The following is a 26,653-nucleotide window of genomic DNA, read 5'->3' on the forward strand; positions in this document are numbered from 1 at the left end:
TATTTTACTTTTCTTGCCATAAAAAATGCCCCCAAAAGTGTCTAACTTTTTGGGGGCAGTGTAAAACCGAGTTCGCTTTTTTTATGCTACATTATTTCTTCTCGAATAAGAAAAGATTAGTTCCGTAATAGTTTGAATTGTTTATCAAATTTCCTTCTAAAACCATTGTTTTATTTGTTGCATCTATAACAGAAATATAGCTATTAGAATTGTATTCGATATAATTTTCTCTTTCTTTGTTTTGTGGATTTTTGCCGTATTGCATCTTATATTTAATCCAATCCTCTTTACTTGTATTACAATGAATAGGTCTAAATTTTGATTTTTTCGAATTAAATTCTATTAAATCAAATTGATCTACACATTCACTTGTATAAGCAATCTCTGGGTTTTTATCGTTTGCAAAACTTTCGTAATTTCCTTTGTAAATTCCAACTAATTTCCATTTTCCATCAACTTTATCTTCATCAATTTTTCCTTTTGCTTTTCCAACAGCCCATCCAATTCCCTTTACTGTTCCTTTAACGACTCCAACACCAACTTTTGCAACAGTGGTTACAGCTTTAGCAGCTGTAGAAACAACACATGATTGTAGGATAAATAATGCGGTGATTGATAAAGCTAAATTTCTCATAATTATCTGGTTTAATGATGATTAAATATATGTAAATAAGTTGATTATTTAACAGTATAAAAAGGAATTTTAAAAAATCCTTCGTAATATGTTATTGAAATATTATCGCCAATGTTTTTACTTTCGTATAAATCATAGCTAATGTCAACATCTTTAATTTCTGATATATATTGCCATTTATCGATAGTAAATATATAAGAAGTAGTTTTTCCGCCACTTGTAAATTTATTAAGAATTTTAGAGTTGTAATATTCGTTTCGTTGATTATGTATAGCATTTAGATTAATAATACTTCCAAAGCCAAAAGCGAAAGCAATAAAAAATAGAGTTATAAGGTTAAATTTCTTTTTGATAATTGTTTTATAATCTTCATTAATAAAATAAATTACTAAAATTATAAAAGCTATAATTCCACTGTACAAAAGGATATAACTATAATCTAAGAAATTGTATTTTAAAATGCAACTTATTATAAGAGCACCAGGAATTAAGGATAAAGCAATTCCTATACTTGGAGAAATAGTGTTTTTGTTATCTATAAATTTTATAATCCCTTTGTATTTTTTAAGAGTGAATATGCATATGAAAAATAAAACAATGCTCGAATATATTGCTAGTGTAATGAAAAATTCTTTAAAAAATATCATCCAAATAAGAATAATTACAGCTAATACATTAAGAGTTTTAGTGATTTTCTTTGCATCCGATTCTTTTAGATTTTTATGCTTCTTTTCAATTGCTTTTATTTCTTTTCTTTCAGTATATTTTTCATTTTTATCTAAGTTTTTAAATCTAGCTCTAATCCAGGTTTCTATTTCAGAATAATTGTCATAGTAAGATGCTAATTTTAAAGCTTTCTTTTCAGGATGATTCGTCTCAAGAATAATCATATTTTTTAAGACACGAAAACCTTTGATTTCGTCAAAATACCATTCTTTATAAATTTTATCATTTTCTTGTCTAATCTTTTCGTTATCTATAACAAGAATTAAACTGAATTGACTATTTAAATAGCTGTAAAGAAATATTCCTAGAAAAAAATACGCAAACGGAATAATTACAGTTACGAACATATTCATTTCAGTTTTACTATAAATTGGATATAGAAAATAGAGTGCTCCTAAATATATAGAGTAGATAATTGCTAATGATAGATATTTCCAAAAAGGAGATATTTCGTAAGTTTTCATGTATAGAGTAGTGAGTTAAATTAAAGAATTTAAATATAAAAAAAGGTTCAGAAATTAATCCAAACCATTATTGTTTATTTTTCTGTATTAAAAAACACTTTGTAATAATACATTTTCTTTTCTTCGTCGTAACCGCGTTCTAAATGTTCTTCGGCAGCATCGGGATCGTGTAAATCAATTTTGATATTGATATTAGTATCTAACTTAATTTCTGACTTTAATTTTTTAGATTCTTTAGCTAAAGTAGGAAAGGAAACTTCAAAATTCTCAACGAAATCTACTTTACGTTCTTCGGCATAATTCTTTTTAAAATCCTTAAACTCATCAATTAACTCAAATGGTTTAATAATTTCTTCCTCGATGATATCCGGAGAAATAAAATCATTGTTTTGCATCACTTGAATTGAATTTGCAATAAATTCAGCTTGAGATTTTTTATCGTTTTTGTCTAAGACAATATCATTTGAGAAATCTTCAATTAATTCTAAAACTTTCTTAGTATGATAGGCATTATCCTTAATCATATCAATTTCAAGGAAGTTCTTTTTCCAATATTCTGATTCTTGGTGCTGATCATCAATAGAAAAAACTCTAAAACCATCTTCACGATGTACATCCAAGATTAAACAAGCTTTGTCAATACCTTCCAGTTTATAACCTTTCCAGATATTATAATCAATTCCTTTTGATTCATCAAAACGAATAAATTTCTTTTTATTTTCTAATTTATAAATTGCTAAACCGCGACAAGGTATTTCTTCGAATTGCATATTTTCAAACAAAACCATAAATACTTCACCACTTTTAATCTGTGGATGTAAAGATTTTTCGTACAAATGGCTTAATGTATCGTTAGAAAAGTCAACGAAATCTACTTCATCATCAAAAACAGAAATTGCAGAATTGTATAAAACATTAAATTCTAACTTTTCTGTATAATGCGTAAAATGATGCGGTTGTAAATTCTTTCTGAAAGGTGCTAATAAGAAAGGAACCAAATCTTCTTCTTTCTTTTCGTCTAAAGGCATTGTTTCCTGAGCAAAAATATTTGCTTCTTCACGTATTTTATGTCCTACTTTTTGTAAAGTAATAAAGCCAATGTAAGCGTTTTTAACGTCAATCATACTCGAATTCTAATTAAGGCGTAAAATTAATTAAAGTTTTACAACTATTCCTATTAAAATATTTGACAATTTTGTTAGATATTTTTGTTAAGTTATATAATTGAACCACAATAATTTACATTTTATGTAAAAGTTAAATTTTAAATTTTTCCATTTAAAATTGAATAATGTTTTAAATCTTGGCATAAATATGGTAATGTCGTTTATATAATTTGATTATTAATACAGGTTGGTTATGAAATTAATAAGATTTACATTTTTAAGTTTAATTATGACATCAGGATTGATGGTTGAACTTAACGCACAAGACAGAGGTGGAAGAGGTGAAGGACAGCGTAATGCAGGAGGTAAACCTAATGTTGAAAACCACCAAAGATCGCAAAGAACTGATTCTCCAAACGTAAGAATGGAACAATCGAATAGAGGAAGAGTTGAAACTAACAGACCGAATAGAGAAGTTGTAAGACAACAATCATCTGTAAATCAAGGAAACCAAAGAATTGAAAGAAATTCTACGGTTGTGAAACAAGATAATAAAGGTAGAGATACACGTGTTGAAAGACCTCAGGTACAAACAGCAAAAAGACCTGAAGTTAAACATGATCAAAGACGTCCAGAAGTTAGACATGATGGTCATTCAGATAGAAGAGAACCGATCAGAATAAACAACTCTAGACAGCAACATAATTACAGTTATAGTAAACCAGTTAAGAACTTTGATCACAAGAGATATAATTCATATCACTACAACAACGTGAAATTTTATGGTCAAAATGGAGTTTATTACAGACATTACAACAATAATTATGTAAGATTTATGCCACCAGTTGGTTTTAGAATTAATGTATTACCGGCAGGCTTTATTTCATTAAATATAGGATCTAGACCATTCTACTTTTATGAAGGAGTATATTATGAAAGATATAGAAACGATTATCGTGTGGTAGAGCCACCTATGGGAGCAATTGTGTATGCATTACCATATGGTTATGAAAGAATTAATTATTATGGGGAAAACCTGTATGAATATGCTGGAGTGCTATATGACAGAATATACCACAGAGGAGAAAGAGTATATCAAGTAGTTGGTTATTTAAGCTAAACTTGATTTAGATTAGGTTGATTAAAAAAGCCCGATACATTTAGATGTATCGGGCTTTTTATTTGTAGCGAAGAGCAGAATCGAACTGCCGACCTCAGGGTTATGAATCCTGCGCTCTAACCATCTGAGCTACCTCGCCATTTTCTTTTGGTTTGCAAATATAAAGTATTTTAAAAATAATGTCAAAGTATTATTTTATTTTCTTTGGTAAATTCAATTCATTTTATATCTTGCGACCTCAATAAATAAGAATTATGCCAAAAAAGAAATATCAAATAGAGTTTTCAATTAATGCTTCTCCATCATTATTATATAACTATATTTCAAATCCTTCTGGTTTATCTGAATGGTTTGCTGGTAATGTAAATTCACGTGGAGAAAAGTATACTTTTATTTGGGACGGACACGAAGAATCTGCTTTTTTAATGAAATCTAAGCAAGATACCTACGTACGTTTTCAATGGGAAGATGATGAGGATACTAAATATTTCTACGAATTAAACATTGTTGTTGACGAATTAACAAACGATGTTTCTTTAGTTATTACAGATTTTGCTGAAGAAGATGAAGTAGAAGAATCTAAAGAACTTTGGGAAAGTCAAATTGAAGATTTAAAGAAAATCTTAGGATCTAAATAAGAAAACTACTTTATTTTGAAAATTAATGTTGGTGGATTAATCGTCGACCAAGAAAATTCAACGATTAAAATTACAAATCGTGCATTTTCTCATGGAGACGCGGTTAAAGAGGTTTTACGATTAGTAAACGGTGAAATTAAAGATTGGGAAGATCATTATTTTAATTTAATGGCTTCAATGCGTATTTATCGCATGAATATTCCTTTATCATTTACACCAGAATTTTTCCAAGAACAAATTAATTTAGTTGCTGAAGCTAATCATTTCTTAAACGGAAAAATTACGTTTTTTACATATCGTTCAGATGATGCAGATTTATTAAAATCATCTATAGATTACGTCGTTTCTATTGAAGGAAGTGAAAATGCTTGGGAATTAATAGAAGGTGATGCCGAAATTGATGTTTACAAAGATTTTTCTGTCAATACATCATTTTATTCTTTAGTTAATGCACAACATCCAGAAGAATATATTGCTGAAATTTATCGTTTAGAAAATGAATACGAAGATCTTGTATTATTAAATACTGATAAACGAATAGCAAGAACTTTAAAAGGGAGTATTTTCGTTTTAAAGGATAATGTTCTTAAAACGCCAAAATCGTCTGAAGGAGTTATTACAAGTGCTTTACGTAATAATTTTATCAAAGTAATTTCGAAAGAAGAAGCTTATACAGTTGAGGAAGTTGAAATATTTCCTTTCGAAATTCAGAAAGCAGACGAAGTTTTTGTTTTAATTGATGGAGTAGGTATTCAATCTATTAGTCAAAACAGAAAGAAAATTTATCAATCTACAGAGACAAAAAAAATCTTTGAAATTTATTTCAAAGATTAATTCATAGAAGGATCAGAGGGGGTGTTAAACCATATTAGGTTATCACCCCCTAATTTTTTCATTAAATTTTTCCACAAATCATTATCGTGTTTGGAAAATATATCTAAAGAAAAGTCATTTAAAACTTCCCATTCTTTTAACTTTTCGACTTCATTCTCTAATTGATTTTTACTCCAACCTGAATAGCCAAGGAAAAATTTGATATCATTATCACAAAATAATCCGTGATGTATAGCTTTGTTTACATCATCAAAATCGCCAGACCAATAAATTTCTTCGGTTATTTTGTAACTATTTTCAATCAAATCTGGTCTTCGATGTAAATAGTAAATATTATCCTTATCTACAGGTCCACCTTCGTTTACGATATCAGAACTTTCTAAATTTGAAACAAATACATTGATTGGAATTTCTGTAGATTTATTAATAATAAAGCCCACAGTTCCACTTTCTGAATGTTCTACAATCAGAATTACACTTCGGTTAAATATATCTAAGGATAATGATGGTCTTGATACCAAAATACTCCCTTTTTTTATACTTGTGTTGGGCATATATTTTCTTAAATTTGGTGTGAATTACTTTAATCACTAGTTAAATATAATAATTTATTTAAAACATTAATTATGAAACAGGATTTATCTTATCACCGTAAATCGTATGAGAAAAAATCAATGAAATTTGAAGATTTGAAAGATAATCCGCTAGAGCAATTTCGTGATTGGTTTTTACAGGCAGAAGAATGTGATGGGGTTGATGAAGCAAATGCAATGTCGATTTCTACAATTGGTTTAGATGGTTTTCCGAGAACAAGAGTAGTTTTATTAAAACGTTTTATTGATGAAGGTTTTATTTTCTATACAAATTATGATAGTCAAAAAGGAAAAGCTTTACTAGAGAATCCAAAGATTTCTGCGTCGTTTTTCTGGCCTTATTTAGAACAGCAAATCATAATTAAAGGAATTGCAGAAAAAACGTCTGAAAATACTTCTGATGGTTATTTTGATACACGTCCAAGAGGAAGTCAGATTGGAGCATGGGTTTCGCAACAAAGTAGCGTAATTGAAGAAAATGAAGACTTAGAAGCAGAAGTTAAAGAATTAGAAAAAAAATACGAAGGACAAGAAATTCCAAGACCAGAACATTGGGGTGGTTTTATTATTAAACCTGTAGAAATTGAATTTTGGCAAGGTCGTCCAAATCGTTTACACGATAGAGTTCGTTATGTATTACAAGAAGATTTTGATTGGAAAAAAGAGCGTTTAGCTCCTTAATGCTGTAAATCGATATAAAACAAAAAACCACTTCAATAGAAGTGGTTTTTTTATAAATTAATCGTTCGATTATTTTTTATCAACTGCGTCAGATAATTCTGATCCAGCCTTGAATTTAGCTACTGTTTTAGCAGCAATTTGAATTTCTTTTTTAGTTTGTGGGTTGATACCAGTTCTTGCAGCTCTTTCAGAAGTTGAGAATGTACCAAATCCTACTAAAGCAACCTTATCTCCTGAAGCTAAAGCTTTAGTTACATTTGAAGTGAATGAGTTTAATGCTTTTTTAGCAGCTTCTTTAGAAATTCCAGCGTCAGCTGCAATTGCGTCAATAAGTTCTGATTTGTTCATAGTTGTAACTTTTTTATAATTAATTTATACACAAATATAGTCTTTCCCTTTATTTGTGCAAGTTTACAAGCAAAAAAAAATCATCAAAACATAAAAAAATGCAAAAAATTTAACGATGCTTTATTATTTAACAAAGATTTGAGCTTCATTCTGGTGTCCATTGATGAAATCTTTAGCACTCATCTTACGTTTACCTTCTGGTTGCAAATCTAATATTTCGTACATACCATCAGCTAAATGAATATATAAATTGTTCTTAGTTCGTACTAATTCAAATAGTTCACCAGATTTTTCTAAATCTGTTTTTATACCTCCGTAAATTTTTAATGTTTTATATGCGTCACTATTCCCGTAAGTAGTCCAAGCACATGGATAGGGAGATAATCCTCTAATTTTATTATGTATTGTATCAACTGATTGGTTCCAATCAATTTTACAATCATCTTTAAATATTTTTGGAGCGTGTTTTAATTCAATTGATTCATCTTGTGGATGAGGTTTTAAAGCATCATTTGCTAAACCATCTAAAGTTTTAACAACTAAACGAGCACCAATTTCCATTAATTGATCGTGAATATCACCAACATTATTATTTTCTCCAATTGAGACTTCATCAGCAATCAAGATATTTCCTGTATCAATTTCTTCATCAATTAAAAAAGTTGTAACTCCAGTTTTTGTTTCACCGTTCATTACAGCCCAATTGATAGGTGCAGCTCCACGATATTGTGGTAATAAAGAACCATGTAAGTTAAAAGTTCCTTTTGTTGGGATAGACCATACAGCTTTTGGTAACATACGGAATGCTACAACTACAAAAACGTCAGCATTTAGGGCTCGTAAATCTGCTAAAAACTGTTCGTCTCTTAATTTTTCAGGTTGTAATAATGGTAAATCGTGTTCTAATGCATATTTTTTTACATCAGAAATGTTCATTTTTTGACCACGTCCAGATGGTTTATCCGGAACTGTTACAACACCAACAATTTCGTGATTACTATTTGTATGAATTTCGTTTAGAGAAGCAGCTGCAAAACCAGGAGTTCCCATAAAAACTACGCGCATATATTATTCTTTTATTTTATAACTAGCTAATCCTTCATTTTCAATCTTCATTTCGTCAATTAAGAGCTGAAGAGTTTGAAGAATTTTTTCTTTTGGCGAAGTTATGAAATTAGTCAGAATTTCTTCGTTAGTTTTAGGTCCTGATGCTATAAATTGTAGTATTTGTTTTTGAATTTCTTTCGATTTTTTACGTTTTTTGCACACATCGCATTGTCCACAATTTGTTTCAGACTTTTCGTTAAAATATGCTAATAGCATTCGTTCACGACAATTATCTGTTTGTTCAGCATAAAAAGCCATCGCTTGTAAACGCTTCCATTGTGAGATTTGAATGTTTTCGAAAATTGTCCATAATTTATTATTAAATAATGAATCTTCTCGTGGAACTAAAAATCTAAAACGAGCCAAATATCGATCTGAATATTCTAATATTTCTCTGTCTTTTAATACGTGTAATTTTTGTCTAATTTCACTAATACTTTCATCCAATTCATAACTTATACGACCTTCACTTATTTCGCGATGTTGCATAAAAATTCCAGGTGAAGTACGTTGTAAAAAGCTTAAAATAGGATTATTTAAATTACTCGCAGTTTGTGGTGAGATATGAATTTTAACTGTACTTTGTTGATTAAAATTCTTTTGAAATATGACACCTTGTGTATTTAGAAAATCAATAAACATGACCATACTTTTGGCGTTGATTCCAAATTTTTCAGAGAATTTAGGAATATCTAACGTGTAATCAAGATCATGTAATTCGCCTTCACCAATTATTAAATGACTAAATAAGGCATTCGCCATACGTAGGAATTCTTTTTTTGAAGGTAAATTAGCTTTGAAGATACTTTCTGCATTTACTTGATCTTCTTTAGTATATAAATAAATTCCTCTCGATTTTTTTCCATTTCTTCCGGCACGGCCAACTTCTTGGTAATATGCTTCAATACTTGGAGGTAAATCTAAATGAAAAACTGAACGAACATTAGCTTTATCAATACCCATCCCAAAAGCATTAGTAGCAACCATAATTTGCTCGTCACTTTTTGTCCAATCATTTTGCCTTTGTTCTTTTTCTTCTTTCGATAATTTCGCATGAAAATAGGCTGCATCAATTCCGTTATTAATTAAAAACTTATAAATTTCTTGGGTTTGACGACGGTTTCTTACAAAAATGATAGAACTTTCTTTTCTTGTTTTATAGTAGCGTAAAAGATCACCAAATTTATCTTTAGATTGAACAACATGATAGGAAAGATTCTCACGTTTTAAAGTAGATTGAAAAACATTAGGTTCAAAAAGTTGTAACTTTTGAATGATTTCTTGCTTGATTTGATTTGTAGCAGTCGCTGTTAAGGCCAAAATAGGTACACTTGGAAAAACTTGTTTAATACGTGCGATTTTGTGATAGGCAGGTCTAAAATCGTGTCCCCATTCAGAAATACAATGTGCTTCATCAATCGCGATTAGCGAAAGTAAAACAGAACGTAAATGTTCTATAAAGATTGAACTTAATAATCGTTCAGGAGAAACATATAAAAGTTTAATTTCTCCTCTTTTTGTTTTATCAAGAATTTCTATAATTTGTGCCTGAGTATATTCACTTGAAATTAATTCGGCAGGAATTCCGGTGTATTTTAATTGATTAACTTGATCTTTCATCAAAGCAATTAATGGAGATATAACCAATGTTACACCAGGAAATAATAAAGCTGGAATTTGATAGCATAAAGATTTTCCACCACCAGTAGGTAAAACAGCCAAATTATCTGTTTTATTTAATACTGAAGTGATGATTTCTTCTTGAGGTCCTCTAAATTCTTCGTATCCCCAATATTTATTTAGAACTTCTTTTGCAGTCAAATTGTAATTGCTTTTGTGTAAAAATAAAGTATTTGAACGACAAATTGTGTCTGTATAAATGTTTATTTGCTAAATGTCCAGATTAAAGCTTTTTCTTTTGTCGCTCTAAAAATGGTATTATGTTTTTCTTTTGGCTCATCAGCATAAATCCATTTTAAATTTGCTAATGGGTTATTTTTTAAATTTTGAGCCAATTGTTTTGTGTTTGCATTGATGTCTTTTGCTCCAGAACCTGCAAACCAAAATTTTAGTGGTTTAGAAGATGTAATCGAAAGGTTTGATTTAGAATTTTTGACGATATATTGATTATTCCACCATAATGAAGGATCGAATGCGATGTAATCGTCAAATAATTCAGGTTGCTCAAATAAAGTTTCTACGACAAATAAACCTGCTAAAGATTCTCCTATAATACCTTTTTGATCGTTTACTCTATATTTTTGATTTATTTTTGGAATCAATTCATCAGCTATGAAAGTTCTAAAATTTGTAGACTCACCAACAATTGGTGCTATTTTTTTGTCTTTTTCTATAGTGGTATAACCAGTTAAATCTCTTCTTCGTTCAGTATTTTCTATCCCAACTAAAATGATTGAAATTATTTGTTTGGAATTAATTAATTCAGCAATTGTATTGGCTAAATGAGGAAAATCTTCATTTATTCCACCATCTAACATATACAAAACAGGATAATTTTGATTAGAAGTTGTATAATCATCAGGTGTCCAAATCGTAATTATTCTATTCTCGTTTAAGGTTTTAGAAAAGATTTCTATCGTTTGATGCTTTGGAATTTCGTCTTGTGCATTTACATAGGTGTTTGATACGAATAGAAAAAGAATAATATTTTTAAAAATTTTAATCATTATAAAGTGGTTGATATCTATAAAAATAACTAAATTTTAAAATAAAGTCAATTCTTTGTTGTTATTATTAAAAATATTTAAATGAAAATTATCCGATTAATTGCATTACTATTTCCTTGTATATTATATGCTTAAGACAAAAAGTGTTTGCTTTTGTTGGAGAATTGATTGAATATAAAAAAGTAGATTATCAAGAACATAACAAGTTAAATAAAGAAAAATCTCCAGTTTATTTTGATCAAATGTTTGTTGCGAAATATAAAATTTTACAACCAATATGTAACGAATTTAAGTCGGATACAATAGAATTTGTAAGTTTTGATCATTACGGTGTTCCACCAATTTTTAAAGAAAAAAATCCTATTGTTTATCTAGGTATTAATAATGAAAAAAAGGAATATTTTCAATATAAATACATATGGGATGAACCAATATTTATTAATAATAATTGGTATGGAATTTTTGATTATATAATTGCTGATTTATTAGAAATCTATCAACCAATTACAGTGAAGTTTCCATACATTTATAATAGAGAAGGGCACGAAAAAAATCGATTTTTATATCCTGATACGCATTTTGAAATCAATCCAAATGGACAATCTTATGTAACGAAAGTATACGATATATATGATTTAGCAGAAGCAAGAATTAAATATATAAACAGATAGCCAACTAAATTTAGTTGGCTATTTTGTTTAAAATTATACTGTAATGCCTTCTAACATAAATAAGAAAGCATCTTCTTTTGCATCTTCTTTTAACGATTCGAATCGGCCAGAAGCTCCACCGTGTCCTGTATCCATATTCGTATCTAAAAGTAAAATATTATCGTCAGTTTTTAACTCACGTAATTTAGCAACCCATTTAGCAGGTTCCCAATATTGCACTTGCGAATCGTGTAAACCAGTCGAAACATACATGTTTGGATATGCTTTCGCTTCTACATTATCGTAAGGCGAATATTCTTTCATGTAATGGTAATATTCTTCGTCGTTTGGATTTCCCCATTCGTCGTATTCCCCAGTTGTTAATGGAATTGTATCGTCTAACATTGTTGTAACCACATCCACAAAAGGAACTTGCGCTACAATTCCGTTAAATAATGTTGGTTCGTAATTAATTACAGCTCCCATTAATAAACCTCCTGCAGATCCACCCATTCCGTAAAGGTGTGGAGTAGAAGTATAACCTTTCTCAATTAAGTATTTCGCACAATCGATGTAATCAAAGAAAGTATTTTTCTTGTCTAACATTTTTCCATCTTCGTACCATTCACGTCCTAAATATTGTCCACCACGAATGTGTGCAATCGCGTAAACAAATCCACGATCTAATAAACTTAAACGAATAGAACTAAAGTTTGGTTCTATTGTATAACCATAAGATCCGTAAGCGTATAATAATAATGGTGTATCAGCAGAAAGTTTTGTGTCTTTGTGATGAACTAAAGAAATCGCAACTTTCTCACCGTCACGTGCTTCAGCCCAAATACGTTCAGAAACGTAATTGTCTTTATCAAATGTTCCTAAAACTTCTTGTTCTTTTTTTACTTCGAATGTTTTATCTTTCATATTGAAATCAATAACAGAAGTAGGCGTTGTTAAAGAAGTATAACCGTAACGTAAAATATCCGTATCAAAATCAGGATTTGTACCCGATCCTGCTGTGTATGTTTCTTCGTTAAATGGTAAGTAATAATCTTCTGATCCGTCCCACGCTTTAATGTTCATTTGCATTAAACCATTTGTACGTTCTTCGATTACCAAGTAATTCTTGAAAATTTCAAATCCTTCGATAAAAGTTTCTTCGCGATGTGGAATCACTTCAATCCAATTTTCTTGTTCTGTTTTATCAACAGAAGTTTTCATTAATTTGAAGTTGAAAGCATCATCTTTATTTGTCTGAATATAAAATTCGTTACCGAAGTGTTCAATTGAATATTCTAAATCACGCTCGCGCTCTTGAAAGATTTTAAATTCAGCATCTGGTTCATTTGCCGGAATAAAACGGTATTCGTCTGAAACTGTTGATGAAGTTCCGATGATGATATAATCTCTTGATTTTGATTTGTACACATAAACCGAAAATGTATCGTCAGTCTCTTCAAAAACTAAAGTATCATCTTCTGATGAAGTTCCTAATTTATGTTTCCAAATTTGGTAAGCGCGTAACGTTTCGTCTTTTCTTGTGTAGAATAACGTTTTGTTGTCTGCTGCCCAAACTGAACCTCCAGTTGTATTTTCGATTTTATCTGCTAAGATTTCACCAGTTGTTAAATTTTTGATTTGAATTGTATAAATACGGCGCGAAACATTATCTACACCAAATGTACACATTTCGTTATTTGGAGAAACTGATAATCCACCTAATTTGTAGTAAGCGTGACCTTCGGCCATCGGATTTACATCAAACAAGATTTCGTCTTCGTTTTCTAACGAATCTTTGCGACGTTTGTGAATTGGATATTCTTTCCCTTTTTGGAATTCAGTTAAATACCAATATCCGTTCATTTTATAAGGAACAGAAGAGTCATCTTCTTTGATGCGCGACTTCATTTCTTCAAACAATTTTGCTTGAAATTCTTCAGTCGGTTTTAAGATAGCTTCTGTATATTTATTTTCTTCGGTTAGATAATCAATCACTTCTTGATTTTCGCGTTCGTTTAACCAATAATAGTTATCGATACGAATATCACCGTGTTTCTCTAATTTCTTTTCTATTTTTTTAGCAATTGGTGCTTGCATAATATAAAATTTATGGCTGCAAATTTAGTGATTTGCAGCCATTTTTTAGTTTTATTTTACTTTATTAAAAATTCGTTCTTTTAATTGATTGTTGTGATCTAAATATTCAAAACTAATCGTTTCATCTGTTGTATACCCAATCGAATTATAAAATTGGTTCTTAGAATCTTTTAATGAAACTAAGAAAACATTTGGACGTAAAGTTGGTTTAAAATTAGCAATCAAAGTAGTTTCGTTTGTAATTACAATCGTACCATTTTCTTTATAATTTACTGTAATTGTAATTAAACCATCTGTAAAATCAACTGACTTTTTAGATTTAATACTTTTTACATCAATTGGTTTATTCTCTACTTTTTTATTTGTTTTTGAATCTTGAATTAGATTTGTGTCGTTTGTACTAACTTCAACAGTTTCCTTTTTAATACTATTTGTAGTAGTAAATTTTTGTTCAGGTAATTTGTTCATAGCTTCAGCTAAAGCAGCTTGATAACCTTTTTCAAAATCCTTTAATTTAGAAACACCATCTAATTCATTCAATATAGAATTATTACAATCTGTAAAAACAACTTTTAATTTGTTTTGAAATGAACTTTTTACATTTTGAATATTTGCTCTTGTAGCTAAACATTCGTTTTGTTGTAAATCTGAAGGAATATTATTTGAACCTTCAACAACAATTTCATACTTTTTTTGACGTAGTAACGTCTTTAAATAGGTATTTAATTGATAATCTTCTTTTTCGAAATCAATAAATGTATTTGGAACAATTACATACTTGAAATTACTTACTTGTTGTGCATTTGCAAATGAAACAGAAAGTAAAAAAAAGGCAGCTACAAGTTTTTTCATAACGGATTACTTTGAAGTTAATTTAATTTCTTTCCACATATTATTTTCTAATACTTCGTAAGAAATTGAATTATCGTTGTTGTAACCTATAGAAGAATAGCTTGCTGTATCATCAGTAACTGCTACACGATAAACTCCGGGCTTAATGGCTTTTTCAAATTTAGCTACAACTTGTGTTCCGTTTTCATTCATTAACATAAAACTACCGTTTTGTAATTCTATAATTTGGTAATTATTTTTGCCATCAGTAACTAAATTATTTACAACAGCTTTTGTTGTAGTAGCAGCTGGTACGTATACAGCTTTTTCTTCTTTAATTTGTTGAGAGTTTGATTGTTTCGCTTCAATTGGTTTAGTAGATTTTACAGTCGGAACACTAATTTGAATTTTTTCCAATGCTTTTTTCAAAGCCTCTTGATAACCTTTATCAAAATCTTTGATACTTGAAACTCCTTCAAAAGTGTTAATGATTTGGTTTTTACAATCAATAAAATTGATATTTAATTTATTAGTTGTTAAACTTTTAGCTTTTACTAAATCTGCTCTTACAATAGTACATGGATCGTTTAAAGTTTCTGCAGGCCAAACAGATTTATCGTCCTTTAGAATATGATAATTCTTTTTACCTAAATAAAAACTTAACCTTGTGTTTAATTGGTATTGATTTTCACCGAATGATGATAATGCATCAGGTACATGAACGTATTTATAATCTTTGATTTCTTGAGCATTAGCAAAACCTAATGTAGCTAATAATATAGTTGATAGGATTGTTTTCATTTAAATAAATATTTAAGACCAAATTTAACAGAATTAATAGAATATGCATTGTTAATTATTAGCTAATCCTAATCTTTAAAGGTTTTTTCTTTCATTTTTATTGTAATTCTATTACTTAAATCTGTAGAAGACTTACCTAAAGCAAATGTGTAATCACCTTTTTTAATTTCCCAGCTTTGAGTTTTCCAATTAAAATCAGCAATAATTCGTTTATCCATTGTTAATTTTACGGTTTTAGTTTCTCCAGGATTTTTATCATCAGGTCGATATCCGGGGTTAGTTACTCCCATACTTGCATCTGTACTTTGTATATTAGGAATTCCCAATCTTGGGATACCAGGTGTATATCCAGCACTCATTAAAATATTATTTGGAATTCGGTTATCTTTAGGAATACCCAATGTAGGGACGTAGCCAACTAAGCTTGTTATCAATGAAAAGCGTTCATCATCGGTCATTTTAGCTTCGGTTTGTTTTGTTTTTTGTTCGGCAATTTTATTTTGAGCTACTACAGTCATACTTCCTATAAATATTGATAGAATAAATAGTCTAATTTTATATTTTATCATAAAGTGATTTTATATTAACATATTGAGCTGTAGGGAGATATTAATTTTACTGTTAATTTATTATATATTGCATAAGAGTAATTATATGAAATGAATTTAAATAAGGTTTAAATCTTGAAAACTAAGGTTTTAAATATTAATAAATTCTTAAATTTATATAGAAATAAAAAAGGATAAAAATGGGAATATTAGAAAATAAGGTTGCAATTGTAACTGGTGGAGCATCTGGAATTGGAAAGTCAGTTGCGGAAATTTATGCAAAAGAAGGAGCAAAAGTAATAGTATCTGATATTGATATTGAAAGAGGTGAACAAGTTGTTGCTGATATATTATCTAATGGAGGAATAGCTTCATTTTTTAAAGCAGACACTTCGACAGCTGAAGAAAATAAAGCATTGGTTGATGAAGCAATTAAATTATATGGTAAATTAGATATTGCCTGTAATAATGCTGGTATTGGAGGTTTAGCTGCTGAAACTGGTAATTATACATTAGAAGCATGGAAACAAGTAATTGATATAAATTTTAATGGTGTTTTTTACGGTTGTAAGTATCAATTAGAAGCAATGGAAAAAAACGGAAGTGGATCTATCATTAATATGGCTTCTATTCATGGTTTAGTTGCAGCGCCTATGAGTTCTGCTTATACATCTTCTAAACATGGTATAGTTGGTTTAACAAAGAATATTGGTGCTGAATATGGACCAAAGAACATTCGTTGTAATGCTGTTGGCCCAGGATATATTAAAACTCCGCTTTTAGATAATAATTTATCAAAAGAACAATTAGAATTTTTAGTAACAAAGCATCCAATTGGTCGTTTAGGAGAGCCTGAGGAAGTTGCTGAATTTGTACTTTTCTTAAGTTCGGACAAGGCATCATTTATGACAGGAGGTTATTATGTAGTAGATGGTGGATATACAGCTGTATAGCATTTTGTTAGATATTTCTTTTAAGATTTAGAGGTTTTATAGCCGATTAATCCTTAATTTTGTGCAAACGTAACACAACAAACAATGAAATTTTTTATCGATACAGCAAATTTAGCTGATATTAAAGAAGCTCAAGATTTAGGAGTATTAGATGGAGTAACTACAAACCCATCTTTAATGGCGAAGGAAGGAATTGCTGGAACAGAAAATGTATTAAACCATTACAAAGCAATTTGTGAAATTGTTGATGGAGACGTTTCTGCTGAGGTAATTGCTACAGATTTTGAAGGAATGGTTAAAGAAGGTGAGGAGCTTGCTGCTTTACACCCACAAATCGTTGTAAAAATTCCGATGACAAAAGACGGAATTAAAGCATGTAAATATTTCTCAACGAAAGGAATTCGTACAAACGTAACTTTAGTTTTCTCTGTTGGTCAAGCTTTATTAGCTGCAAAAGCAGGTGCTACTTATGTTTCTCCTTTCTTAGGACGTTTAGATGATATTTCTATGGATGGTATGAATTTAATCGAAGAAATTCGTTTAGTTTATGATAACTATTTATATGAAACAGAAATTTTAGCTGCTTCAGTTCGTCACACAATGCACATTGTAAATTGTGCTAAAATTGGTGCTGATGTAATGACTGGACCATTATCTTCAATTGTTGGATTATTAAAACATCCATTAACAGATTCTGGATTAGCTCAATTTTTAGCTGATCACGCAAAAGCAAATTCTTAATAGAATTCCTTTACAACTACACAAAAGACAAAGTTTATATATTTAAAAAGCCACTCATTTGAGTGGCTTTTTTTGGTATTATATAAATTGATTATTTAATTATAACTTTTCTATTAATTTCAAGTCCGTTTCCAACAACTTTGATGACATATACTCCTTTCGTTAGGATTTTGATTTCCATTTTTTCAGAATTATTATGATTTTGTTCTTGTTGAACTAATTGACCATTTAAATTGTATACTGAAACTTGCTGAATCTTTTTATTATTGTTTTTTAATTCTACAATTACAGATTGATTATTAGTGTTTATTACACTAATATCAGTTCTATCTTGGTAATCGAAATCTGTAGAAGATAAAGTTCCCCAAATACGTTGTACGTAATCAGGATTATCAATATATGGATTTCTGTTTCCTTGATAGTTGTAGATTAAATCATTGATGTCTAATTCTCTTTGCGAAACAGGATCCTGTACATGCCAAGTAATTAGTTGGTTTAAGAATTCGTCAGAAAATGCTTTGTTAGTACTACCGTCAAACATCACTTTAGAATTACTTCTTGTAGTTCTGTAAAAATCAGGCATCATATCTTCGTAACGAGTAGAGAAGTACAATAAAGCACGAGCAATATCTCCTTTAAATTCATCGATTGGTTCTACTACAGTAATTGAATTGTTAGTTATATATTTTCCTTTTGTGGTTCCATTTAATGATTTACATGGAGTATTTGTTGCACCACTGTTACAAGGCGAAGCGGAGTTTCTATTTACAACATTACCGAATGCAAAATTACTTCTCCATCCGTTAACTTTACCATCGGTAGGCCAAACGTGAAAAGCATCTGTACGCATAGGGTTAGTTTTATATTCGTCAAAAAACGATTGTGGAACTAAATGTTCACGATTGTAACCGCCACCTTCTTGTCCTGCACCTAGATTATCTCCAGGAATGTAATTGTAAGGATCACGTCCTGTAGGGTTTTCAGAATAGATATCTAGAACTGTATCATCGTTTTCATAATATTTATCTCTAAATCCATTTTTTGGATCAGTACTTTTGTATAAATCTTTTAAACCATTATAAGTTCTATCAGTATGATTAGCTTTAATTATCTCGTGTAGTTGAGTTTTTAATGCATAACCTGTACCATTAGCATTGTCGTAATAACCAGTAGGAATTTGTGCAAAAGCAGATAGACTTAAATTAATAAATAGAATAGAGTAGATTGCTTTTTTCATAATATTATTTTATAACTACTTTTTTAGTATCGTTAATATTATTACCAGTAATTTTTAGGATATGAATTCCTTTAGAATTATTACGTATTTCTATATTCTTTTGATTAGATGTATTATTAAACACTTTGTTTAATTGTCCACTTGGCGAATAAATAGAAATAGATTGAATTAATTCTGTTGTAGATTGTACAAAAATACTTGTCCCGTTTGTGTAAGTACTGATTTTGTTTTCTGTATAATTATAATTTTCTGTAGATAATGAACTCCATAAGTTTTCTGCAGCTGGACCACCCCAGATTAATGTAGCTAAATAAGGATTATCAATAAATGGGTTACGATTACCTTGTGCGTAAGTATTACTTCTATTTCCCATATATTCATTACGTTGAATTTCGAATTGAGAAACTGGATCTTCCGCATTCCAACGTAAAAATAAGTCAATCATTTGATCAGGAGTATTTGCTGTGCTTCCAAATCCTACTGCTGTTGGTTTACATCTGTCACCATAACGTAAATACATATACATCATCATACGAGCAACATCTCCTTTCCATTCATCTCCAGGATACCAACCGCTTCCAACTTTAGCTGAATTCCCAGAACCATCAATGAATTTTAAATTTCCACGCGATGAGTTTCTTTGTACGTCAGATGCTCTTAAATGATGTGCATCTGCACCAGGTCCAGATGTATTTAAATTTGGAGAACCTAGAGATTTAGCGTAAGTATGCTCACGGTTCCATTGTCCACTTCCACCACCATTGTTATCTTTTCGGTTGTAGTAAGCATCGTTTCCTGTAGAGTTTTTATTATAACCATAGATTTGGATTACTCTACTATTGTCTGTTGGATCAAGATCTGTAACTTTTAATGCATTCCAAACATTTGAATAAGATAAAGTTTTCGTATGTGTAGAAGTAATTAATTCGGCTAGTTCTTGTTTAAGTGCTAATCCTCGTAAATTTAAATCTATACCGCTGTAGTAAGATTGTTGAGCTTGCGTATAAATACAAGTTAATACAAATAAAATTGTAGAAAGTTTTTTCATTAAAAATGAATTTAGTTTATATTTAAAATTTTGGCTTGCAAACATATGCAATATTTAACAATAATCTATAAAGTGTTGAATTAATTTATTAATATGAAAAAAATAAATAATTAAACCTAATGATTTTGAGTGAAAATTCATTTATATTGTCATAAAAATATTGAATTGATATAATTTAAGTAATATTTGTAAATAATATATAAAAAAATAAACATTTTGATTTAAATGCCTTAATATTACTATTGTTAAATATTAATAAATTCCATTATTCCATGACAAAACTATTTATTGTATTACTTGTATTATTTCTTGTACCAATTGTATACGTATTATTACTTTTTATAACATCTTTTTTTAAAGGTTTTAAAAAAATAAATCACGATTAAAAAAATCCATTATATAATGTAATGGATTTTTTAATTGTTTAAAATTCGCATAATCTATTACACTTTATATATATTTAACTATATGTATAATAGTATTTTATGGTTAAATTTTTATTTATTTTATTATTACTTCAACAGTCAATAATATGTGCTCAAGATTCTCTAGTATTAAATACAAAGTATAGTTATGATAAAGTAGATTTTACTGAAGGAAAGTGGATAAATAAAGCGATCGCTCCAAGTATTTTTTTTGTAGCTTCAGCAGCTTCATGGAGTGAGAGAGAAAATATTAGAGAAATTAGAAATAGATATATCCCAACATTTAAAGTAGATTATGATGATTATTTACAATACAGTCCTGCAGCAGCTGTTTTTGGATTAAAAATAGCAGGTGTTAAAGGTCGTAATAATACTTTAAGAGCTACTATATCTTATGCAAGTAGTTTAGCTATTATGGGAATAATTGTAAATACTGTTAAAAATAGTGTAGACGTTGAGAGACCGGATGGTTCTGCAAATAATTCTTTTCCTTCTGGACATACTTCTATGGCTTTTACGAATGCAACTTTTTTACATAAAGAATATGGTTTAGTAAATCCATTATATAGTATAGGTGGATATAGTGCTGCAACTTTTACTGGTTTAGGTAGGAATTTAAATAATAGACATTGGATTTCTGATGTTTTAGCTGGAGCAGGGATCGGTATTTTATCAACTGAATTAGGCTATTTTTTTATAAATAAATTCTATAAAAATAATGGTGATAATGAAGGTTTATTATCAAAAATATCAGGTAATGATAATCCATCGTTCTTAGCATTAAAAGTCGGATCAGCATTGGGAACAACTAATTTTTTAAAGGAATCTGAACTTGATGATAAAAAAGAAGTCGGTTTTGAAGCTGGTTTAGAAGGTGCTTACTTCATAAATAAAAAATGGGGTATAGGTGCAGATATTACTTTTAGCAGTTTTCCTGTTTTAAAAACTCATTTTGATTTGGATGATCAGGGTTTAGAACATGTTGATATAGTTACACAATCTTTGGGTTTTTTAAATTTTGGTATTGGTCCATATTATGCTTATGATTTTAACGATAATTTTCAATTAATGTTAAAAGCAAAGCTAGGTTATTCTATAGGTGCAAGTGGTAAAATTTTATTAAAGGATGATTTCATAGATGCTCCTACTAATGAATTCGAAATTGCTGAATATAAACCAACTGATAGTTTTAGATTCAATAGCGGAGTATCTTTAACTTACAAGATTAATAATGAATTAGGAATTACTTTGTATTCTGATTACAATGCGAGTTCATCTACAATTAACTATAAATTTAATGAAATCTTAGCGGATGATGAAATGGATGATAATTTAAATGCTAGTGCTAAAGAAAAAATGAATTATGTTGGAATAGGGCTAAAACTTACTGCATATTTTTAGATCTGCATATTTTATTAATTTTAAAGATAGATCCAATCTTTCTTCAAATTATTTAGATATATCAACAATTCCTTGGTAGAAAAATGAAGCATAAAAAAAGCCATTACAAATTTTGTAATGGCTTTTCAATTATATTTTATAAACTTCGTGTACTTTGATTTGTGTTGTAAATAAACCATAGTTAACAAAAACTACATCTTTACTTATTTTGTCAATTGTCCCAACCGAGCTGGATCCATGTATTTTGACACGATCACCAACTTTTAGGTTGTCAATTTTCTTTTGTGTCGCAGCTTTTTCTTTCTGTTCAATCACTTCTTTTTGTTTCGAAATCTCTTTTGAATTTTCTTTCAATTCACGTTGAACTTCCTTTTCAATTATTTTTTCGATTTTCTTCAATTGCTGAACTTCTTTTGTTTTTTTCGAATTTTCCATTTCGATAATCTTCAAGAAATTAGCAATTAATTGTTTTTTATTCTTCGATTTCAGGTAAGAATCAGACATGTCTACGATACGTTTTCCTAACATCATCGTTTTTTGTTCACGATCATATAATTGTTGGAAATCATACAATTTTTGTTGAATTTTTTCCTTTGTTTGTTCTAATTCTTCAGTTTGAACTAAACTCGTTTCTTTTAATTCTTCTACTTGATTTTTCGTTTTCTGAATTTCAAATTTTTCTTGTTGAAGTTTTAAAATCGTTTTGTCTAAACTAACTTTTTCACTTTCTACTTTTTTCTTTGCACGATTTATTAATCGGAATGGAATTTTATTTTTTTCAGCAACCTCAAATGTGAAAGAACTTCCGGCTTGACCGATTTCTAATCGATATAATGGTTCTAACGATTTTTTATCAAATAACATACATGCATTAATCGCTTCTGGTAATCTTTCTGCGCTTAATTTGATGTTGGTATAGTGAGTTGTGAAAATACCATATGATTGTCTTTCATAAAATTCTTCAAAGAATACTTCAGCCAAAGCTCCACCCAATTCTGGGTCAGATCCTGTACCAAACTCATCAACTAATAATAATGAATTTTCGTCGGCTTGTTTCAAGAAATAAGACATTTGTTTTAAGCGATAACTATATGTCGATAAATGGTTTTCGATGGATTGATTATCTCCAATATCTGTAAAAATTTGAGTAAAAAATCCGAATTCGCTTTCTTCATTTACAGGTACTAAAACTCCTGATTGAACCATTATTTGTAATAAACCAATCGTCTTTAAAGTAATCGATTTTCCACCAGCATTAGGACCTGAAATAATGATAATGCGACAATCTTTGTCTAAATGTAAACTTTGAGGAATTGTACGTTCATTATTTCTAATATTGTTTAAATATAATAATGGATGATAGGCATCTACCAGTTTAATTTGAAGTTGATCTTTATTAATTTTTGGTAATATTCCATTAATACTTTGTGCATATTTTGCTTTAGCTTGTGTAAAGTCAATATACTCTAAAAACGCCTGATATTCTTCCAAATTTGGTCGATAAACTGCGATTTTTGCTGTTAAATCTAATAGAATTTGAATAATAAGGTGTTTTTCATCTTCTTTTAATTCTTCAAATTCACGGCGTGGACCTTGTACACTTTCTGGCTCAATAAATGTAATAGAACCTGTTTTTGAAGTTCCTAAAAATTGTCCTTTTACACGTTTTCTTTGGAATGATTTAACGGCTAAAACACGTCGATTTCCAATTACAGATTCGCGAATATCATCTAAATAATCTGAATGATATGCCATTGATTTATTAAATAACTCTGTAATACGCGAATTGAGATGACGTAAACGATCACGAACAATTTTTAATTCAGGACTTGCATCATCTTTTACTTCTCCAAATTTATTAAAAACTGTATCGATTAATTTTACAATATCTTTTTCATATTGTATCGATGAAGCTTTCGTAAATAGAGTAGGAGTATATTCTTGGAAATTAGTTAAGTACTTTAAAATTTCCTTTACTTGTAATGCGTTTGATTTTATTTTGAAAAATTCTTCTGCAGGCAGATAATAATTTTCAATTTCTAAACGCTTTAAATATTCGTCAATAATAAAATATTCAGCAAAAGGGAAAGTATTTCCACTTTCAAAACTTGCTAAATACTCGTTAGTTGTATATAAATCTTGAATTAATTCATCTTGGTCTGAATAGGGTTGCAATTCTGTAATTTGATCTACAACTTTTTCAGTGTAAGCAAATGCTGCAATCTCTGATTGAACAACATGAAACTCTAAATCTTTTAAGGTTTGATTTGATATTTGCATTAAAGCAAAATTACATAATATTTATAATTCTAATAATATTATATTTTATATCTAAGATCATTTGATTTCAAATATGAAGTAATTATTTTTATCGAAAATTATTACAATGAAACTGTCTATTGAACAAAGCTGGCATGAGGTTTTAAAAAATGAATTTTCAAAAGAATATTACTTAGATTTAATGTCTTTTGTAGGGGCTGAATATCAAACTAAAATGATTTATCCATCTTTTGATAAAATATTTGCGGCTTTTGATGCAACTAAATTTAATGACGTAAAAGTAGTAATATTAGGTCAGGATCCATATCACGGCCCAAATCAAGCCAATGGATTAAGTTTTTCAGTAAATGATGGAATAAAATTTCCACCAAGTTTACAAAATATCTATAAAGAATTACAAGATGATTTAGGAATACCTATACCAACTTCTGGTGATTTAAGCAAATGGGCAGAACAAGGAGTTTTAATGTTAAATGCAACTTTAACTGTAGAAGCTTCAAAAGCAGGATCACATCAAAAGAAAGGTTGGGAAATTTTTACTGATGCAGTTATTCAAAAATTAGCTGAAGAAAAAGAAGGGATTGTATTTATACTTTGGGGTAGTTATGCGCAAAAAAAAGGGGCTAAAATTGATAGAGAAAAACATTTTGTAATAGAATCTGCACATCCATCTCCATTATCTGTTTATAGAGGTTTTTGGGGAAGTAAACCATTTTCTAAAACAAATGAATTTTTAGAAAGCATTGGAAAACAAAAAATAGATTGGCAACTAATAGCATCAAATAATGCAACATATATTCAAAGCAGTATTAAATTGGACTTTTAAAGAGAAATCTAAAGATTCTCCAAAACGTTTTTATTCTAAATCACATTCAATAGTTATTGAAGGGAAAGAACTATTAGAGGTTTCTGCTGCTAAAAACTTTAAGGGAGATCCTTCTTTATATAATCCAGAAGATTTATTATTAAGTAGTTTAACATCTTGTCATATGATGTCTTATATGTATTGTTGTTCTATTAATAAAATAGATGTAATTTCCTATACAGATCAATCAGAAGCTTGTCTTGAAGTAAATTCCGACGGAAGTGGTCAAATAATTAAAGTGATATTAAACCCAACGGTGATTATTTCATCAAAATCAGATCCAAATCTTGCTAAAGAATTACATAATAAAGCGAACGAACTATGTTTCATTGCAAATTCATGTAAATTTCCTGTAGAACATCACGTAACTATTATTCTAGAGTAATATATTACTTAAAATATACGGTTATTACTAATTGAAATATATAATTAATAGTAGAATTCGATTTATTTTTGTCAATCAATAATCAATTCTTATGAGTTATAGTTCTAAACAAGTAGAAGTCGTTTCAAATTTTAAAGATTTAATTGGGTTTGAATTTTACGGTACTAAAAATGCAACTTGTTGGCAACGTGAATTATCTGGTGATTTTAAAGAAATTGTTTCAAAATTAGTTTTGAAAGATGATATAACTGAAGTATTAATAGAAGATTTATTAGCTTTAGAACTTAGCGATCAAGGAAAATTAGCCAGAGAAATTATAATATCAGATCTGGAATATTTAACTGAATTTGGAGCTCAGCCTACTTTAAATTTATTAAAATCATACGCTCGTGATGATGAGTTTGATTTTATCTCGACAGATGTATATTCTTATCATGTAGACAGGTCTCCAATTTTAACTGATACATATCTTTGTACATATTACGGAGCTTCTAGTGATATTATTGCGAATGAAGAGGTAACGCAGAAGATTTTAATTCCTGAAATTAGAGAAAAACTTAAGGAATTGCACGATGATTCGGATGGTGATTTTGAAGAATTTTTAAAAGAATACTTTTTTGATTTACACTACCATGCCAAAGAAAATGCTACACCTACAAATTTAGGTATAGGTCATCTTTGGCGTTTAGCAGTAGATCATCCAAATCAAGCGGTTTTACCTTGTGTACATCGTGCGCCTAAAGAAAATGATGGTGAATATCGTTTATTATTAATTTGTTAGAAAAAGCTATTTTGATTTTTTTATAATTTTTGCCTTTTTAATTACATCTAATTTCGGAAACTTACTTCTCATTGCGGCTGTACTATTGTAAATATCGTCTTCTTTCATCGTAGCTTCGCCATAACCATTATATAAACTATTTACGACATCCATGCCATTTATTACGTTACCGAAAGTAGGAAATCCAACAGCTCCTTCATAACTTGCTGTATCTAATCTTGCATTGTGATTAAGATTGATAAATAAATCTAATTCTCTCGTGTCTTTACCATATCTCGCAAAACTAAGAGTTCCTTTTTTATTTCCATTAATAACAGGTTCGTCTAAAACTTTGTATTTTTTCCATTGATTGGCAATAACTGTATCTGTATTTCCAAATTGAGCTACAAAATTTGGAACTACTCTATAAAAAGTGCCATCTTTAAAAAAATCGTATTTAACTAATTGATAAAAACGATCCGCTGCATTTGGTGATAATTTTCTTTCAACCTCAATATCAATATTACCTTTTGTTGTTGTTAATCTTGCAACAAAAACTTCAGGTGCTTTTTTAGTCGTCCACTTTTCTTTTACAACAGTGTTTGTAGTACAACTTGTTAATGAAAGCAAAGCTATAAAACCTAATATTTGATTTCTCATTTTATATTATTGAAATTTAAATATACTAAAACT

At 29.3% G+C, this 26,653-nt stretch carries 27 protein-coding genes and 1 tRNA gene; 11 read left to right on the forward strand and 17 right to left on the reverse strand.

All coding sequences use genetic code 11. The features are described 5' to 3' along the window. Window positions 1-91: 91 nt before the first annotated feature. The 3 genes from EAH69_RS07735 to EAH69_RS07745 all read right to left on the reverse strand — a co-directional run bounded on the left by EAH69_RS07735 (window position 92) and on the right by EAH69_RS07745 (window position 2,948). Entirely contained in the window at window positions 92-634 is a 543-nt protein-coding gene (locus EAH69_RS07735) for a hypothetical protein (protein WP_121934623.1), read from the reverse strand. Window positions 635-678: 44 nt separating this feature from the next. Then, window positions 679-1,824 carry a hypothetical protein gene (locus EAH69_RS07740; RefSeq protein ID WP_121934624.1) on the reverse strand — a complete coding sequence of 382 codons (1,146 nt, stop codon included), beginning with the start codon at window positions 1,822-1,824 and terminating at the stop codon, window positions 679-681. 74 nt (window positions 1,825-1,898) lie between these two features. Next, entirely contained in the window at window positions 1,899-2,948 is a 1,050-nt protein-coding gene (locus EAH69_RS07745) for a nucleoid-associated protein (protein ID WP_121934625.1), read from the reverse strand. Between the two features lie 235 nt (window positions 2,949-3,183). Here EAH69_RS07745 and EAH69_RS07750 point away from each other — a divergent pair, with 235 nt between their 5' ends. Then, window positions 3,184-4,050 carry a DUF6515 family protein gene (locus EAH69_RS07750; RefSeq protein WP_147439112.1) on the forward strand — a complete coding sequence of 289 codons (867 nt, stop codon included), beginning with the start codon at window positions 3,184-3,186 and terminating at the stop codon, window positions 4,048-4,050. Between the two features lie 65 nt (window positions 4,051-4,115). Here the strand turns inward: EAH69_RS07750 and EAH69_RS07755 are convergent. Next, window positions 4,116-4,189 (reverse strand) — tRNA-Met (locus EAH69_RS07755). Window positions 4,190-4,304: 115 nt separating this feature from the next. Between EAH69_RS07755 and EAH69_RS07760 the strand changes: the two genes are divergently transcribed. Then, the gene (locus tag EAH69_RS07760) at window positions 4,305-4,688 is read left to right on the forward strand and encodes an START-like domain-containing protein (protein WP_230466745.1); all 384 of its coding nucleotides are present in this window, start codon (window positions 4,305-4,307) and stop codon (window positions 4,686-4,688) included. A gap of 15 nt (window positions 4,689-4,703) precedes the next feature. Continuing rightward, a complete protein-coding gene (locus tag EAH69_RS07765; RefSeq protein ID WP_121934628.1) occupies window positions 4,704-5,522 on the forward strand; it encodes an aminotransferase class IV in 819 nt (272 codons plus the stop codon). Here the strand turns inward: EAH69_RS07765 and EAH69_RS07770 are convergent. Continuing rightward, entirely contained in the window at window positions 5,519-6,076 is a 558-nt protein-coding gene (locus tag EAH69_RS07770) for a YqgE/AlgH family protein (protein WP_121934629.1), read from the reverse strand. The two genes, EAH69_RS07765 and EAH69_RS07770, sit on opposite strands and share 4 nt — an antisense overlap. Window positions 6,077-6,148: 72 nt before the next feature. Here EAH69_RS07770 and pdxH point away from each other — a divergent pair, with 72 nt between their 5' ends. Beyond that, complete coding sequence (pdxH, locus tag EAH69_RS07775) at window positions 6,149-6,796, forward strand: pyridoxamine 5'-phosphate oxidase (RefSeq protein WP_121934630.1); 648 nt, start codon at window positions 6,149-6,151, stop codon at window positions 6,794-6,796. A gap of 69 nt (window positions 6,797-6,865) precedes the next feature. Here pdxH and EAH69_RS07780 read toward each other — a convergent pair whose 3' ends face one another. The 4 genes from EAH69_RS07780 to EAH69_RS07795 all read right to left on the reverse strand — a co-directional run bounded on the left by EAH69_RS07780 (window position 6,866) and on the right by EAH69_RS07795 (window position 10,938). Then, window positions 6,866-7,144 carry an HU family DNA-binding protein gene (locus EAH69_RS07780; protein WP_121934631.1) on the reverse strand — a complete coding sequence of 93 codons (279 nt, stop codon included), beginning with the start codon at window positions 7,142-7,144 and terminating at the stop codon, window positions 6,866-6,868. Between the two features lie 123 nt (window positions 7,145-7,267). Further along, a complete protein-coding gene (fmt, locus tag EAH69_RS07785; RefSeq protein ID WP_230466746.1) occupies window positions 7,268-8,209 on the reverse strand; it encodes a methionyl-tRNA formyltransferase in 942 nt (313 codons plus the stop codon). 3 nt (window positions 8,210-8,212) lie between these two features. Then, the gene (locus EAH69_RS07790) at window positions 8,213-10,072 is read right to left on the reverse strand and encodes a RecQ family ATP-dependent DNA helicase (protein WP_121934632.1); all 1,860 of its coding nucleotides are present in this window, start codon (window positions 10,070-10,072) and stop codon (window positions 8,213-8,215) included. Between the two features lie 62 nt (window positions 10,073-10,134). Continuing rightward, window positions 10,135-10,938, reverse strand: coding sequence for an alpha/beta hydrolase (locus EAH69_RS07795; RefSeq protein ID WP_121934633.1), 804 nt, complete (start codon window positions 10,936-10,938; stop codon window positions 10,135-10,137). 143 nt (window positions 10,939-11,081) lie between these two features. Here EAH69_RS07795 and EAH69_RS07800 point away from each other — a divergent pair, with 143 nt between their 5' ends. Then, window positions 11,082-11,609: a hypothetical protein gene (locus EAH69_RS07800; protein WP_121934634.1), complete on the forward strand. Its 528-nt coding sequence runs from the start codon at window positions 11,082-11,084 to the stop codon at window positions 11,607-11,609. Window positions 11,610-11,642: 33 nt separating this feature from the next. Here the strand turns inward: EAH69_RS07800 and EAH69_RS07805 are convergent, their stop codons facing one another. The 4 genes from EAH69_RS07805 to EAH69_RS07820 form a co-directional block, all read right to left on the reverse strand. After that, window positions 11,643-13,685 carry a S9 family peptidase gene (locus EAH69_RS07805; protein WP_121934635.1) on the reverse strand — a complete coding sequence of 681 codons (2,043 nt, stop codon included), beginning with the start codon at window positions 13,683-13,685 and terminating at the stop codon, window positions 11,643-11,645. 51 nt (window positions 13,686-13,736) lie between these two features. Beyond that, on the reverse strand, window positions 13,737-14,537 hold the full coding sequence (locus tag EAH69_RS07810; protein ID WP_121934636.1) for a hypothetical protein: 801 nt from the start codon (window positions 14,535-14,537) through the stop codon (window positions 13,737-13,739). 6 nt (window positions 14,538-14,543) lie between these two features. Then, window positions 14,544-15,317: a hypothetical protein gene (locus tag EAH69_RS07815; RefSeq protein ID WP_121934637.1), complete on the reverse strand. Its 774-nt coding sequence runs from the start codon at window positions 15,315-15,317 to the stop codon at window positions 14,544-14,546. A gap of 68 nt (window positions 15,318-15,385) precedes the next feature. Then, window positions 15,386-15,835, reverse strand: a complete 450-nt coding sequence (locus EAH69_RS07820) for a fibronectin type III-like domain-contianing protein (protein ID WP_121934638.1) — start codon at window positions 15,833-15,835, stop codon at window positions 15,386-15,388. Between the two features lie 230 nt (window positions 15,836-16,065). Between EAH69_RS07820 and EAH69_RS07825 the strand changes: the two genes are divergently transcribed. Together EAH69_RS07825 and fsa are read left to right on the forward strand one after the other, a co-directional pair. Then, window positions 16,066-16,818: an SDR family NAD(P)-dependent oxidoreductase gene (locus EAH69_RS07825; RefSeq protein ID WP_121934639.1), complete on the forward strand. Its 753-nt coding sequence runs from the start codon at window positions 16,066-16,068 to the stop codon at window positions 16,816-16,818. Window positions 16,819-16,902: 84 nt separating this feature from the next. Continuing rightward, window positions 16,903-17,559, forward strand: a complete 657-nt coding sequence (fsa, locus tag EAH69_RS07830) for a fructose-6-phosphate aldolase (protein ID WP_121934640.1) — start codon at window positions 16,903-16,905, stop codon at window positions 17,557-17,559. A gap of 91 nt (window positions 17,560-17,650) precedes the next feature. On the opposite strand, the gene EAH69_RS07835 is transcribed toward fsa, so the two are convergent. Further along, window positions 17,651-18,796 carry an endonuclease gene (locus tag EAH69_RS07835; protein ID WP_121934641.1) on the reverse strand — a complete coding sequence of 382 codons (1,146 nt, stop codon included), beginning with the start codon at window positions 18,794-18,796 and terminating at the stop codon, window positions 17,651-17,653. Window positions 18,797-18,800: 4 nt separating this feature from the next. Next, entirely contained in the window at window positions 18,801-19,844 is a 1,044-nt protein-coding gene (locus EAH69_RS07840; RefSeq protein ID WP_230466747.1) for an endonuclease, read from the reverse strand. A 485-nt stretch (window positions 19,845-20,329) separates the two neighbouring features. Here EAH69_RS07840 and EAH69_RS07845 point away from each other — a divergent pair, with 485 nt between their 5' ends. Further along, on the forward strand, window positions 20,330-21,670 hold the full coding sequence (locus EAH69_RS07845; protein ID WP_121934643.1) for a phosphatase PAP2 family protein: 1,341 nt from the start codon (window positions 20,330-20,332) through the stop codon (window positions 21,668-21,670). A 129-nt stretch (window positions 21,671-21,799) separates the two neighbouring features. On the opposite strand, the gene EAH69_RS07850 is transcribed toward EAH69_RS07845, so the two are convergent. Continuing rightward, window positions 21,800-23,950 (reverse strand): endonuclease MutS2, encoded by a 2,151-nt coding sequence (locus EAH69_RS07850; RefSeq protein WP_121934644.1) that lies wholly within the window; start codon window positions 23,948-23,950, stop codon window positions 21,800-21,802. Window positions 23,951-24,056: 106 nt separating this feature from the next. Here EAH69_RS07850 and EAH69_RS07855 point away from each other — a divergent pair, with 106 nt between their 5' ends. The 3 genes from EAH69_RS07855 (at window position 24,057) to EAH69_RS07865 (ending at window position 25,981) form a co-directional block, all read left to right on the forward strand. Then, a complete protein-coding gene (locus EAH69_RS07855; protein ID WP_121934645.1) occupies window positions 24,057-24,776 on the forward strand; it encodes a uracil-DNA glycosylase in 720 nt (239 codons plus the stop codon). Then, window positions 24,736-25,200, forward strand: coding sequence for an OsmC family protein (locus EAH69_RS07860; protein WP_394338567.1), 465 nt, complete (start codon window positions 24,736-24,738; stop codon window positions 25,198-25,200). Before EAH69_RS07855 ends, EAH69_RS07860 begins: the two co-directional genes overlap by 41 nt. 91 nt (window positions 25,201-25,291) lie before the next feature. After that, complete coding sequence (locus EAH69_RS07865; protein WP_230466748.1) at window positions 25,292-25,981, forward strand: DUF1826 domain-containing protein; 690 nt, start codon at window positions 25,292-25,294, stop codon at window positions 25,979-25,981. Window positions 25,982-25,987: 6 nt separating this feature from the next. On the opposite strand, the gene EAH69_RS07870 is transcribed toward EAH69_RS07865, so the two are convergent. Beyond that, complete coding sequence (locus EAH69_RS07870) at window positions 25,988-26,620, reverse strand: peptidylprolyl isomerase (protein ID WP_121934648.1); 633 nt, start codon at window positions 26,618-26,620, stop codon at window positions 25,988-25,990. Window positions 26,621-26,653 lie beyond the last annotated feature (33 nt).

It is taken from the genome of Faecalibacter macacae (assembly GCF_003687725.1).
Taxonomy (GTDB): Bacteria; Bacteroidota; Bacteroidia; order Flavobacteriales; family Weeksellaceae; genus Empedobacter; species Empedobacter macacae.